Source organism: Streptomyces sp. NPDC057438 (assembly GCF_042802995.1).
In the GTDB taxonomy this organism is placed as follows: domain Bacteria; phylum Actinomycetota; class Actinomycetes; order Streptomycetales; family Streptomycetaceae; genus Streptomyces.
Genome location: NZ_JBHVDD010000002.1, coordinates 224696 through 237635 on the forward strand (window position 1 = coordinate 224696; position 12940 = coordinate 237635).

Consider the following 12940-nt stretch of genomic DNA (forward strand, 5'->3'; position numbering starts at 1 on the left):
CGGTCGGCCGCGAGGTTCCGGGGGCCCTGGACGGGCCCGGGCGGAGCCCGGCGGCCGGATGCGTCAGAACTTGATACTGCCGATCATGCCCGCGATGTTGGTCGTCAGCTCGCTGATCGTCGGCGCGATGGTCGAGGACGCGAGGTAGAAGCCGAGCAGGATGCAGATGATCGCGTGTGGTGCCTTCAGCCCTGACTTCTTGATCAGGATGAAGACGATGATCGCCAGCAGCACCACCGCCGAAATCGAGAGTGCCACGGCGGCTCACCTCCAAAAGTTCCCTGGGACCTGGGGAGCGAAGCAGTTGTCGAGGGCTGACGGCGGAGCCGTCGTCAACCGGTGACGTGGGTGACGCAGTTGTGAATCCGTACAGCGGCCAGCAGGTTCATACCCACCCAGCGGTAGTGATCATAACTATCCATACGCGCGCATCGATCGGCGCACGGCCGCACAAGGGGGCGCATGGCCAATATGGTCGGAACATGACGACCCAGCCCGAGTCCTTTCCCCGCCGACACGCCCGGACACAGCGTTTCACCCTCGGCGCGCCGCGGGCGTTCTCCATCGCCCCGGACGGTTCCCGTGTCGTGTTTCTGCGGTCCCCGTCCGGTACCGAGCGGGCCCACAAGCTGTGGGTTCTGGACCTCCCGGGCGGCGGCGAACGCGTCGCGGCCGACCCGGGCACCCTCCTCGCCGGCTCCGCGGAGGAGTTGTCGGCCGAGGAACGCGCCCGTCGTGAGCGGCTGCGCGAGGGCGGCGCCGGGATCGTCGGCTACGCCACCGACGCGGCGGTGGAGTTGGCCTCCTTCGCCTTGTCGGGGCGGCTTTTCGTGGCCGAGCTGCGGGCCGGCACGGCGCGTGAACTGACCGTTCCCGGCCCGGTGATCGACCCCCGTCCCTCCCCCGACGGCCGGTACGTCGCGTATGCCGCCCGGGGTGGCCTGCGGGTCGTCGGCGTGGAGGGCGGCGACGACGTGGCGCTCACCGAGGAGGAGTCGGAGAACGTCACCCACGGCCTGGCGGAGTTCATCGCGGCCGAGGAGATGGGCCGTTCGCGCGGCTTCTGGTGGTCGCCCGAGTCGGACCGCCTGCTGGTGGCGCGCGTGGACGACACGCCGGTGCGCCGCTGGTGGATCTCGGACCCCGCGCAGCCGGAACGGGACCCGCAGCGGGTGGCGTATCCGGCCGCCGGGACCGCCAACGCGGACGTACGCCTGTTCGTGATCGACCTCTCCGGGACCCGCACGGAGGTCGTGTGGGACCGGGTGCGCTACCCGTATCTGGCGCATGTGCACTGGTCAGCGGCGGGTGCCCCGCTGATCCTGGTGCAGGCGCGCGACCAGCGCAGCCAGTTGTTCCTGGCCGTCGACCCGGACACGGGGGCGACCCGGATGGTGCACGCCGACGAAGATCCACATTGGCTTGATCTTTTCCCCGGGGTGCCGTCGTGGAGTCCGTCGGGACAGCTCGTGCGTGTCGCGGACGAGGGCGGCGCGCGGGTGCTGGCGGTCGGCGAACGGCCGCTGACAGGGCCGCAGTTGCACGTCCGCGCGGTGCTCGACGTGGCCGACGCCGACGTCCTGGTCTCCGCGTCGGCCGGCGCGTCGGCGGCCGATCCGGAGACCGGGGAGATCCACGTCTACCGCGTGAACGAGCTGGGGACGGAACGCGTCTCGCAGGAGCCCGGCGTGCACTCCGCCGTGCGCGCCGGGGGCGTCACCGTGCTGGTCTCGGCCGTTCCGGATCGGGCGGGCGCCCATGTCCAGGTACTGCGGGACGGCGACCGAAGGGAGATGGGGGTCCCCCCGGCCGGAGGCTCGGGGAAGGTGGCGACCGTGGCGTCCTACGCGGAAGACCCCGGTATGTCCCCGCGCATGCGCCTCACACAGGGGGGCGCACGCCGCGTACCGTGCGCCCTGCTTATGCCGAGGGACTACGACGGGGTCACCCCCCTGCCGGTGCTCATGGACCCCTACGGCGGTCCGCACGGCCCCCGGGTGCTCGCCGCCCACAACGCGCACCTCACCTCGCAGTGGTTCGCCGACCAGGGGTTCGCGGTGGTGGTGGCCGACGGACGCGGTACCCCCGGCCGCTCCCCCGCCTGGGAGAAGGCGATCGACGGCGACTTCACGCTCTCCCTCGACGACCAGGTGGACGCGCTGCACGACCTGGCGGACTCGCATCCGCTGGACCTGTCGCGGGTGGCGATCCGCGGCTGGTCCTACGGCGGCTGGCTGGCGGCCCTCGCGGTGCTGCGCCGCCCGGACGTGTTCCACGCGGGGATCGCGGGCGCCCCGGTCACCGACTGGCGGCTGTACGACACGCACTACACCGAGCGGTACCTGGGCGATCCGACGGCGGACGCCGCCGCGTACGCGAGGAGTTCACTCATCACCGGCGAGGCGCTCTCCGCGCCCGCCGAGCCGCACCGCCCGCTGATGATCGTGCACGGCACCGCCGACGACAACGTGGTCTTCGCCCATGCCCTGCGCCTGTCCTCCGCGCTCCTCGCGGCCGGCCGCCCCCATGAGGTCCTGCCGCTCTCCGGGGTCACCCACATCACCCCCCAGGAGCAGGTCGCGGAGAACCTGCTGCTGCTCCAGGTCGACTTCCTGAGGCGTTCGCTGGGACCGGCGTAGGCACGAGACGGCCGGGCCGGCGGCCGGGCACGGCAACGGGCCGGGGCTACATGGCGAGCCCCGGCCCGTTTACGGCACCCGCACGGCCGTACGCGTAGTAGATTCCCGCGTCCGTATATCGGAACGGGGTCGGTGAAGTTGCCTGCGTGTTAACGCGGTTGGTGTCGATTTGTAGGCTTATTCCGTCCCATTCACATGATGGTCCGGCGATTCCCGCGTCGTTCTCTCCGTCGGCCCCTCCGCCGGTTCCTCCGGCGGAACCACCTGCTTCTCCTCGGCGAAGTGGCAGGCGGAGTCATGGGCCGCCGGGCCGCTGGTGAGCCGGAACTCGGCGGGGACCGCGAGCAGCGGCACCTCCAGCGCGCACCGCTCCTGCGCCTTCCAGCAGCGGGTGCGGAACCGGCACCCGGACGGGATGTTCGTCGGCGAGGGCACGTCGCCGAAGAGGATGATCCGCTCCCGGTGCTCACGGGCCTCGGGGTCCGGGACGGGTACGGCCGACAGCAGCGCCTGCGTGTAGGGATGCGTCGGGTGGTCGTAGATCTCGGCGTCGCGGCCGATCTCGACGATCCGCCCGAGGTACATCACGCCGACCCGGTCGGAGATGTGCCGCACGATCGACAGGTCGTGCGCGATGAAGACGTAGCTCAGGCCGAACTCGCCCTGGAGCCGGTCCAGCAGGTTGATGACCTGGGCCTGGACGGAGACGTCGAGGGCGGAGACGGGTTCGTCGGCGACGATCACCTCGGGGCGCAGCGCCAGCCCGCGGGCGATGCCGATGCGCTGACGCTGGCCGCCGGAGAACTGGTGCGGGTAGCGGTTGATGTACTCGGGGTTGAGGCCGACCACGTCGAGGAGTTCCTGCACCCGGCGCCGGCGGTCGCCCTTGGGCGCGACCTCGGGATGGATGTCGTAGGGCTCCCCGATGATGTCGCCCACGGTCATCCGGGGGTTGAGGGAGGTGTACGGGTCCTGGAAGACCATCTGGATGTTGCGGCGGACGGTCTTGAGGGCCTTGCCGGACAGCTTGGTGACGTCCTCACCCTTGTAGCGGATCGAGCCGGCGGTCGGCCGTTCCAGGTGGACCAGCATCTTGGCGACCGTGGACTTGCCGCAGCCGGACTCGCCGACGATGCCGAGGGTCTCGCCCCGGCCGAGGGCGAAGTCGACGCCGTCCACGGCCTTCACGGCGCCGACCTGCTTCTTGAAGAGGATGCCCTCGGTGAGCGGATAGTGCTTGACCAGGCCGCTGACCTCCAGGATCGGTTCGGCCTCAGCCGTGGTGGTGGTCATCGAGGCACTCCCTCCAGAAGTGGCAGGCGCTCGTCCGGATCCCGTCCGCCGGCTCCACGTCGTACAGCGGGGGGACGTCGGTGCGGCACACGTCGCGGGCCATCGGGCAGCGGGGGTTGAAGGCGCAGCCGGGCGGGATGTTCATCAGGTTGGGCGGCAGACCCTTGATCGCGTACAGCTCCTGGCCCTTCTGGTCCAGGCGCGGGATGGAGTCGAGCAGTCCCCGGGTGTACGGGTGGGCCGGGGCCTTGTAGATGTCGTGGACCGGGGCGGACTCCACGATGCGGCCCGCGTACATCACGGCGATGCGGTCGGCGACGTCCGCGACGACGCCGAGGTCGTGGGTGATGAGGACGAGGCCCATCCGCAGTTCCCGCTGCAGTTCGGCCAGCAGGTCCATGACCTGGGCCTGGACGGTGACGTCCAGCGCGGTCGTGGGCTCGTCGGCGATGATCAGCGCGGGTTCGAGGGCCAGCGCCATCGCAATCATGATGCGCTGACGCATACCGCCCGAGAACTGGTGCGGGTAGTCCCGTACGCGTTCTTTGGCGGCCGGGATGCGGACCCGGTCCATCAGCTCCACGGCCCTGGCGCGGGCGTCCTTCTTCGACATGCCCCGGTGGACGACGAACATCTCGCCGAGCTGGTCGCCGACGGACAGGACGGGGTTGAGGGAGGACAGGGCGTCCTGGAAGATCATCGCCATCTCGGCGCCCCGGATCTTCCGGCGCTCGTCCTCCTTGAGCTTCAACAGGTCCTGGCCCTTGAAGAGGATCTCACCGCCGGTGATGCGCCCCGGCGGCATGTCGAGGATGCCCATGATCGCCTGGGCGGTGACCGACTTCCCGGAGCCGGACTCGCCGAGGACGGCCAGCGTCTGCCCCTCGTCCACCCCGTAGTCGACCCCGTTGACCGCCTTGGCGACCCCGTCCCGCGTCCGGAACTCCACGTGCAGATCACGCACTTCGAGCAGCATGACGGCGGTTCACCTCAGCTTCGGGTCGAGGGCGTCGCGGACCGCGTCGCCGAGCATGATGAACGCCAGGACGGTGATCGCCAGCGCTCCCGAGGGCCACAGCAGCGCGTGCGGGGCGTTGCGGATGTACGGGGAGGCGGCGGAGATGTCGATGCCCCAGGAGACGCTCGGCGGCTTCAGGCCGACGCCCAGGTAGGAGAGCGTCGCCTCCAGGGCGATGTAGGTGCCCAGCGCGATGGTGGCCACGACGATGACCGGGGCGACCGCGTTCGGGGTGATGTGCCGCAGCAGCATGCGGGAGTTGGAGGCGCCGAGGGCGCGGGCGGCCTGGACGTAGTCGTTCTGTTTGGCGGTGATGACCGAGCCGCGGGCGATGCGGGAGATCTGCGGCCAGCCCAGCAGCACCATGAAGCCGATCACCGGCCAGATGGAGTTGCTGGTGACCACGGAGAGCAGCACCAGGCCGCCGAGCACCACCGGGATCGCGAAGAAGACGTCGGTGATCCGGGACAGGAACGAGTCCGGGTGGCCGCCGATGAACCCGGCGAGCCCGCCGAGCACCGACCCGAGCAGCGCGACACCGAGCGTGGCGCAGACGCCGACGGAGATGGAGATCCGCGCCCCGTAGACGGTCCGGGTGTACACGTCACAGCCCTGGCCGTCGTACCCGAACGGATGTCCGGGCTGCGCTCCCTCCTGGGCTTTGGAGAGGTCGCACTTGAGCGGGTTGCCGGAGGCGATCAGTGACGGCCACAGCGAGATGACGACCAGGAAGAGGATCACCAGCGCCGAGATGATGAAGACGGGGTTGCGGCGCAGGTCGCGCCAGGCGTCGGACCACAGGCTGCGGGCCTTGTCGTCCGGGCCGCCGCCGGCCGGACCGTCGCCCAGTCGCTTCTCCAGGGTCTCCCCCTCGGTGGTGGCCAGGTCCATCGTGCCGTCCTGCCCCGTCGCGGCGATCGCCCCGCCCTCGGGAGCGCGCTGGCCGCCCGACACGTGGGGCTCCTCGGGCAGCGGCTCAGGCATAGCGGATCCTCGGGTCGAGTACGGCGTAGAGGAGGTCGACGAGCAGGTTGGCGAGCAGGAACACCAGGACGAGGACGGTCACGAAGCCGACGACGGTCTGGGTGTTCTGGCGGAGGATGCCCTGGTAGAGCTGGTAGCCGACGCCGTGGATGTTGAAGATCCGCTCGGTGACGATCGCGCCGCCCATGAGGGCGCCGATGTCGGTGCCGATGAAGGTGACCACGGGGATCAGGGAGTTCCGCAGCAGGTGTTTGCGGATCACCCGGTGCCGCGGCAGTCCCTTGGCGACGGCGGTACGGACGTAGTCGGCGCGGGCGTTCTCCGCGATGGACGTCCGGGTCAGCCGGGTGACGTACGCCAGGGAGACCGAGGCGAGGACCAGCCCGGGAACGATCAGCTCGTCGAAGGGGGCGTCGGAGGAGACCGACGGACTGATCCAGCCCCACTCCACCCCGAGCAGCAGTTGCAGCAGCAGACCGGTGACGAAGGTGGGGACGGAGATCACGACCAGGGTGACCACCAGCGCCCCGGTGTCGACGGGCCGCCCGCGGCGCAGGCCCGTGACGACACCGAGGGTGACACCGATGACGATCTCGAAGAGGATCGCGACGATCGTCAGCCGGATGGTGACCGGGAAGGCGGAGGCCATCAGCTCGGTGACCTCCTGCCCGTTGAACGCGGTGCCGAAGTCGCCGGTGAAGACGTTCCCCATGTAGGTCAGGTACTGCTGCCACACGGGCATGTCGAGGCCGAACTCGCGGCGCAGTTGGGCGGCCGTCGCCGGATCGCACTCCCGGTCGCCGCAGAGGCCCGCGATGGGGTCGCCCATCACGTTCACCATGAGGAAGATCAGGAGGGTGGCGCCCACGAAGACCGGGATCATCTGGAGCAGGCGCCGGACGACGTACCGTCCCACGGAGGATCAGCCGACCTTGATCTGGTCGTACACCGGCACGCTGAACGGGTTCAGGGACACGTCGGACAGCCGCGCCGAGTAGCCCGCGCTGCCGTTCTGGTACCAGAGCGGGATGGCGGCCATGTTGTCCCGGACGACCTCCTCGGCCTTCTGGAACGTCTCCACCGCCTTTGTCGTGTCGGACTCGGCGTTGGCCTGGTCGACGAGCTTGTCGAAGTCGGCGTTGGACCACTTGCCGTCGTTGGAGGAGGCGTTGGTGTAGTAGAGCGGCTGCAGGAAGTTCTGGATGAGCGGGTAGTCCATCTGCCAGCCCGCGCGGAACGGGCCGCTCATCTTCCGCTGGGTGATCTGGTTGCGGTAGTCGGCGAAGGTGCCGACCGGGTTGCCGACGCACGCCTTGTCGTTGTCGAGGGCGTTGTTGATGGAGTTGCAGACGGCGTCGACCCACTGCTTGTGGGAGCCGGTGTCGGCGTTGTACGTGATCTTGACCTGGCCGCCGGGAAGGCCGCCGCCCTCCTTGATCAGCTTCTTGGCCGCGTCCGCGTCGTACTCGCAGGCGTCGCCGCACAGTCCCTTCTTGTAGCCGCCCTCCTCGCCGAGGACCGGGGAGGTCCAGTCGGTGGCGGGGGTGCGGGTCTTCTGGAAGATGGTGTCGGTGATCTGGTCGCGGTCGATCGCCCGGGACAGCCCCTGACGAACCTTCTCCGAGCCCTCCTTGTTCCAGTCCGCGTCGTAGAACGGGAAGGACAGGGTCTGGATGATGCCGGCCGGGGTGTTGATGTACCGGTCGCCGAGGTCGGCCTGGACGTTCTTCAGCTGGGCGGCGGGGACGTCGTCGACGAGGTCGAGGTTGCCCGCCATCAGGTCGGTGTAGGCGGTGTTGTTGTCGGTGTAGACCTTCAGGTCCACACCGCCGTTCTGGGCCTTGTCCTCGCCGGGGTAGTCGTCCCACTTCCGCACCGACAGCTGGGAGCCCTTGGTGTACGAGTCGACGGCGTACGGGCCGTTGCCGACGGGCTTGGCGAGCCAGGCGTCGTGGTCGGTGAAGAACGACTGCGGCAGCGGGGCGTAGGCGTTGTACCCGAGGGTGTCGGGGAAGGTCGAGAACTTCTGGGTGAGCTGGACGGTGAAGGTGTTGTCGCCGGTGACCTTCAGCCCGGAAAGCGTGTCGGCGGTCTGCTTGCTGCCGTCGTCGGGGTGCGTCTTGTCGTAGCCCTGGATGTACTCGAAGAAGTACGCGTTCTTCTGGTTGTTCTTCAGGCTCGCCCCGTAGTTCCAGGCGTCCACGAAGGACTTGGCGGTCACCTTCTCGCCGTTGCTGAAGGTCCAGCCGTCCTTGACCGTGACGGTGAAGGTCTGCGAGTCGGTCGTCTCGATCTTCTCGGCGAGCATGTCCTTCGCCTCGCCGGTCTTCGGGTCGTACCGCTTCAGCCCGCGGAAGATCATGTCGAGCACCTTGCCGCCCTGCACCTCGTTGGTGTTGGCCGGCTCCAGCGGGTTCTGCGGGTCGCCCCACGAGGAGCTGAGCACGGCGCCGGAGTCGCCGCTGCCGCTGCTGCCGCCGCTGTCGTCGTCCCCGCCCCCGCAGGCGGTCGCGGCGAGAGCCACCGCCGCCGCGCCGGCGATCCATCGAGCGTGCGTGGCTCCGCGCATGGGTGCCTCCTCGTCCTACGTGCGCGATCTTCTTGTTACCGGACAATATCGACGCGTTTTGCGTATACCGCACATTCGGGGAGCCGTATGGGTGCGTTGTCGGGTGCGGGTCCGGTGGGGCTGGTCGCGCGGTGCCCTGCGGGCCTGAAAAGAGCAGGGGCTGCGCCCCGTGCTTTTCAGGCCCGCAGGGCCTGGTCTTCCAGGGGCACAGGGCCTGTGTCTGTCAGGGGCGCGGGGGACCGCGCGAGAAGCCCCACCGGAACCGCACTCGCCGACGTACCGCGGACACCCACCCCCTCCCGCGCCTGAGAACCCCGAAGAGCCGGTAAGAGAACGGTTCGCCCCCGTAAGAGCGCGTTCGGCAATCCCCCTCCCCTTGGTCAAAGCCCCCACGAACGCATTGACCCGCCCCCGCGGCCGGTTGAAGGGTCACCTCATGGGGACCTCGCCCGCATCCACGACGGACACGCCCTTCGAGGCGCCGCCCACCGCCCCGCCCCGCCCCGCCGGAGGCCACGGCACCAGCTCACCCGGCCGTATCGCCTGGCGCCGTTTCCGCCGGGACCGCGCCGGGGTCGTGTCGGCGTACGTCGTCGTCCTGTTCTTCGCCGCCGCGATCGCCGCCCCCCTGATCGCGAAGCTCTACGGCAAGAACCCGTACACCACGTACGGCCAGAACCAGCCCGGCCTGCTGAACCAGTTCGGCTTCCCGGTCGCACCGAACGGCGGGGTCAGCGGCGACTTCTGGTTCGGCATCGAGCCGCAGCTCGGCCGGGACGTCTTCGCCCTCCTCCTCTACGGCATCCGCAACTCGCTGCTGATCGCCACGGTGACGACCCTGCTCGTCACCGGGCTCGGCATCGTGGTCGGCGTGACGGCCGGCTATCTCGGCGGCCGCGTCGACAACGTCGTGGGCCGGATCGTGGACATCCTGCTGGCCTTCCCCTCCACCCTCTTCTTCATCGCCATGTGGCCGGTGCTGATCTCGATCCTGGTCGCGCCCGACGAGAACACCCCGACCTGGCTGACGGTCGTGAGCCTGATCTCGGTGATGACCGCGTTCGGCTGGGCCCCCATCGCCCGGCTGCTGCGCGGCGAGGTACTGGCCCTGCGCGAGCGGGAGTTCGTGGAGGCGGCCAAGGTCACCGGCGCCTCGGCGGCCCGGATCGTCTTCCGGGAACTGCTCCCCAACCTGTGGACCCCGGTCCTCATCCAGGCGACGCTCGCGCTGCCCATGTACGTCACCACGGAGGCGGCCCTCGCCTTCCTCGGCGTCGGCCTCAGCGACCCCACCCCCGACTGGGGCGTGATGATCCAGCGCGGCGCGCAGGTCTACCAGAGCGACATCACGTACATGCTCTTCCCCGGCCTCTCGATGGTGATCTTCGTGATCGCCTTCAACCTCCTCGGCGACTCGGTCCGCGACGCGCTGGACCCGAAGACCAGACGCTGAACGCCTCACCAAGGCCCCCTCCCCCGAAGGCCCCCGCCACGGGCGGCCCCTCTTCACTGATTCAGGCAGGACGCCCATGTCGATCTCCCGCAGAAACTTCGTCATCGCAAGCTCGGTCGCGACGGCCGGCGGCGCCCTCGTTCTCAGCGCGTGCAGCAGCGGAGGCGGGGGCGGTCCGGCGAGCGGCGGCGCGGCCTCCGGCTCCGCCGCCACGTACGCCAAGGTCACCGTGGGCACCGCGGCGGACTCCACCGGCCCCGCGCCCGAGGTCCCGGGCGCGCGCAAGGGCGGCACGATCCGCCCGATCGGCCCGGACGACTTCTCCCACCTGGACCCGCAGCGGATCTACTTCGCCTGGAACTCCACGGTCGCGAACCTCTACGTCCGCTGTCTCACCGGCTACCGGATCGCCGCGAACGGTTCGATGAAGCTCGTCGGCGACCTCGCCACCGACACGGGCACCATGACGGACGGCGGAAAGACCTGGACGTTCACTCTCAAGGACGGCCTGAAATGGGAGGACGGCAGCGAGCTGACCGTCGACGACGTCCGCCACGGCATCGAACGCGGCTTCGCGAGCTTCACCACCGAGGGCGCGACCTACGTCCAGACCTGGCTGACCGGCTCGAACGACTTCCGGTCGGTCTACAAGGGCCCGTACGGCGGCAAGCACCTGTCCTCCGTCGTCACGGACACCGCGAGGAAGACCATCACCTTCCATCTGAAGACGGCCCGGCCCGACCTCAACTGGGCGCTGGCGATGCACTCCTACGGTGCGGTGCCGGTCGCGCACGACAGCAAGGAGAAGTACGACAAGGACCCCGTCTCCTGCGGCCCGTACCGCATCAGGCAGCACTCCGTGGACAAGTCCATGACCCTGGTGCGCAACACCCACTGGGACCCGGCGACGGACCCGATCCGCAACGCCTACCCGGACTCCGTCGTCTTCGAGTTCGGCCCCGAGGCCCTGCCGGCCACCGACCGGCTGATCGCCGACTCGGGGACCGACCGGTACGCGGTCATGGCCTACAGCGGGGTGCCGGCCGAGCGCATCCAGAAGGTGATCAGCGACTCCGCCCTGGAGTCCCGCACCATCGACGGCCTGCTGACCGGCCTGTACTACTACGCCATCAACTGCCGCCGCATCAAGGACGTCCGGGTCCGTCAGGCCCTGAACCACGCCTGGCCGCTTGAGCAGATCCGCTCCATCTACGGCGGTCCCTCGGCCGGCGACTACGCGACCACCATCCTCAGCCCGGACATCGCGGGCCGGGTGAAGTTCGACGTCTACGGGAAGCTGAAGAACCCGCGCGGTGACACGGCGAAGGCGAAGGCGCTGCTGAAGGAGGCCGGCAAGCTCGGCCAGAAGATCGTCTACACCTACCCGCAGGGCGGCAACGACGCCTACGAGAAGACCAAGGTCGTCATCGCCAACGCGCTGAAGCAGGCGGGCTTCGACCCGGTCGTCAAGCCGGTGGAGTCGACGAGCTACTACGACCAGGTCGGCCAGATCGACAACCAGTTCGATGTGATGTGGTACGGCTGGTCACCGGACTGGCCCGCCGCCTACACGCTCATCCAGCCTCTCTTCGACGGCACCACCATCGCGGACAACGCCCCCAACGTCTCCCAGCTGAACGTGGGCTGGGTCAACGCGGCCATCAAGAAGGACGCGACCATCACCGACACCACGAAGGAGAACGCGGCCTGGGCGGCACTGGACAAGTCGATCATGGCGAGGGAGGCGCCGATCATCCCGGAGACCTACCAGCGGCGCTACTACCTGTACGGCTCCAAGGTGGGCGGCGCCCAGTTCGACCCGCTGTTCTCGGCGTTCCTCCTCCACAAGCTGTACGCCAAGGCCTGATCCGGACCGGGACCCGAACCACCATGCTCCGCTTCGTCGCACGCAGGACACTGAGCGCGCTGCTGATCCTCCTGATCATCAGCGCGATCACCTTCCTCCTCTTCTACGTCGCCCCGCGCGACCCCGCCCGCGCCGCCTGCGGCAAGCTGTGCACCCCGCAGACGCTCGCCCTGGTCCGGCACAACCTCGGCATCGCCGATCCGCTGCCCGTCCAGTACTGGCACTGGCTGGCCGGGGTGTTCGCCGGCCGGGACTACGCCGGGCTCGGCCACTGCCCGGCACCCTGCCTGGGCTACTCCTTCACCAACCACGAGCCGGTCCTCGGCCTGATCACCGACCGCTTCCCCACCACGCTGTCGCTCGCGCTCGGCAGCACGGTCGTGTTCGTCGTCTTCGGCGTGGGCACCGGCATGATCGCGGCGGTGGCGCAGGGCCGTGCCCTGGACAAGATCGCCTCCTCGGCGTCCCTGGTGGGCTCCTCGCTCCAGATCTACATCGTCGGGGTCGTGGCCATGTACTACCTCTCCGACCAGTGGGGCCTGCTGCCCCGCCCCTCGGACGCGGTCGGCTTCACCCAGGACCCGTCGGCCTGGTTCAAGGGGCTCCTCCTCCCCTGGCTGGTCCTCGCGATCATCTTCACCGCCAACTACACCCGGATGACCCGCTCCCAGCTCGTGGAGACCCTCGCCGAGGACTACGTCCGCACGGCCCGCGCCAAGGGCCTGTCCCGGTCCACGGTCTTCTTCCGTTACGCCTGGCGCGGCGCCATGGGCCCCATCGTCACCATCCTGGGCCTCGACATCGGCTACCTCCTCGGCGGCGCCATCATCACCGAGGAGACCTTCGGCCTCCACGGCATCGGCGCCCTCTCCATCAAGGCGGTCCGCGACAACGACCTCCCCCTGCTCCTCGGTGTGGTCCTGGTGGCGGCGGCCGCGATCGTGGTCGCGAACATCGTGGTGGACGCGGTGTACGCGCTGATCGATCCCCGGGTGCGATTGGCGTAGGGCCCGGGGGGCGTCAGCCCGACTCTCCCGCTTGAGGTCGAAGTGGATCCGGTTCTTCGCGGACGTGCCCCCCGGGCACCCGGACGAACAGCAACTGCGGCCCGCCGGCC

General features: G+C 69.3%; 10 protein-coding genes. 4 read left to right on the forward strand and 6 right to left on the reverse strand.

Annotated features, from left to right (window positions below; all coding sequences use genetic code 11):
- Positions 1–63: 63 nt before the first annotated feature.
- Positions 64–258 (reverse strand): hypothetical protein, encoded by a 195-nt coding sequence (locus ACFU5F_RS02765; RefSeq protein ID WP_005480627.1) that lies wholly within the window; start codon positions 256–258, stop codon positions 64–66.
- A gap of 224 nt (positions 259–482) precedes the next feature.
- On the opposite strand from ACFU5F_RS02765, the gene ACFU5F_RS02770 reads away from it, so the two are divergent.
- On the forward strand, positions 483–2639 hold the full coding sequence (locus tag ACFU5F_RS02770) for a prolyl oligopeptidase family serine peptidase (protein WP_383880889.1): 2157 nt from the start codon (positions 483–485) through the stop codon (positions 2637–2639).
- Positions 2640–2816: 177 nt separating this feature from the next.
- Here the strand turns inward: ACFU5F_RS02770 and ACFU5F_RS02775 are convergent, their stop codons facing one another.
- From ACFU5F_RS02775 to ACFU5F_RS02795, 5 genes are read right to left on the reverse strand one after another with little or no spacing between them, the layout of a single operon-like run.
- The gene (locus ACFU5F_RS02775) at positions 2817–3932 is read right to left on the reverse strand and encodes an ABC transporter ATP-binding protein (protein ID WP_383880892.1); all 1116 of its coding nucleotides are present in this window, start codon (positions 3930–3932) and stop codon (positions 2817–2819) included.
- Positions 3913–4908, reverse strand: a complete 996-nt coding sequence (locus tag ACFU5F_RS02780) for an ABC transporter ATP-binding protein (RefSeq protein ID WP_013000908.1) — start codon at positions 4906–4908, stop codon at positions 3913–3915. The genes ACFU5F_RS02775 and ACFU5F_RS02780 overlap by 20 nt, the downstream gene beginning before the upstream one ends.
- 9 nt (positions 4909–4917) lie before the next feature.
- Positions 4918–5934 carry an ABC transporter permease gene (locus tag ACFU5F_RS02785; protein WP_383880895.1) on the reverse strand — a complete coding sequence of 339 codons (1017 nt, stop codon included), beginning with the start codon at positions 5932–5934 and terminating at the stop codon, positions 4918–4920.
- Entirely contained in the window at positions 5927–6850 is a 924-nt protein-coding gene (locus ACFU5F_RS02790; RefSeq protein ID WP_383880897.1) for an ABC transporter permease, read from the reverse strand. Before ACFU5F_RS02790 ends, ACFU5F_RS02785 begins: the two co-directional genes overlap by 8 nt.
- Positions 6851–6856: 6 nt before the next feature.
- The gene (locus ACFU5F_RS02795; protein ID WP_383880899.1) at positions 6857–8503 is read right to left on the reverse strand and encodes an ABC transporter substrate-binding protein; all 1647 of its coding nucleotides are present in this window, start codon (positions 8501–8503) and stop codon (positions 6857–6859) included.
- A 436-nt stretch (positions 8504–8939) separates the two neighbouring features.
- On the opposite strand from ACFU5F_RS02795, the gene ACFU5F_RS02800 reads away from it, so the two are divergent.
- From ACFU5F_RS02800 to ACFU5F_RS02810, 3 genes are all read left to right on the forward strand, one after another.
- Entirely contained in the window at positions 8940–9956 is a 1017-nt protein-coding gene (locus ACFU5F_RS02800) for an ABC transporter permease (protein ID WP_383880902.1), read from the forward strand.
- A 76-nt stretch (positions 9957–10032) separates the two neighbouring features.
- Entirely contained in the window at positions 10033–11823 is a 1791-nt protein-coding gene (locus ACFU5F_RS02805) for an ABC transporter substrate-binding protein (RefSeq protein ID WP_383880905.1), read from the forward strand.
- Positions 11824–11846: 23 nt separating this feature from the next.
- Positions 11847–12830 carry an ABC transporter permease gene (locus tag ACFU5F_RS02810; RefSeq protein ID WP_383880908.1) on the forward strand — a complete coding sequence of 328 codons (984 nt, stop codon included), beginning with the start codon at positions 11847–11849 and terminating at the stop codon, positions 12828–12830.
- Positions 12831–12940 lie beyond the last annotated feature (110 nt).

Coding starts and splice junctions, on each gene's coding strand:
- ACFU5F_RS02800 (WP_383880902.1), top strand. CDS start 8,940: ATGGGGACCTCGCCCGCATCCACGACGGACACGCCCTTCGAGGCGCCG.
- ACFU5F_RS02770 (WP_383880889.1), top strand. CDS start 483: ATGACGACCCAGCCCGAGTCCTTTCCCCGCCGACACGCCCGGACACAG.
- ACFU5F_RS02785 (WP_383880895.1), bottom strand. CDS start 5,934: ATGCCTGAGCCGCTGCCCGAGGAGCCCCACGTGTCGGGCGGCCAGCGC.
- ACFU5F_RS02795 (WP_383880899.1), bottom strand. CDS start 8,503: ATGCGCGGAGCCACGCACGCTCGATGGATCGCCGGCGCGGCGGCGGTG.
- ACFU5F_RS02780 (WP_013000908.1), bottom strand. CDS start 4,908: ATGCTGCTCGAAGTGCGTGATCTGCACGTGGAGTTCCGGACGCGGGAC.
- ACFU5F_RS02775 (WP_383880892.1), bottom strand. CDS start 3,932: ATGACCACCACCACGGCTGAGGCCGAACCGATCCTGGAGGTCAGCGGC.
- ACFU5F_RS02805 (WP_383880905.1), top strand. CDS start 10,033: ATGTCGATCTCCCGCAGAAACTTCGTCATCGCAAGCTCGGTCGCGACG.
- ACFU5F_RS02810 (WP_383880908.1), top strand. CDS start 11,847: ATGCTCCGCTTCGTCGCACGCAGGACACTGAGCGCGCTGCTGATCCTC.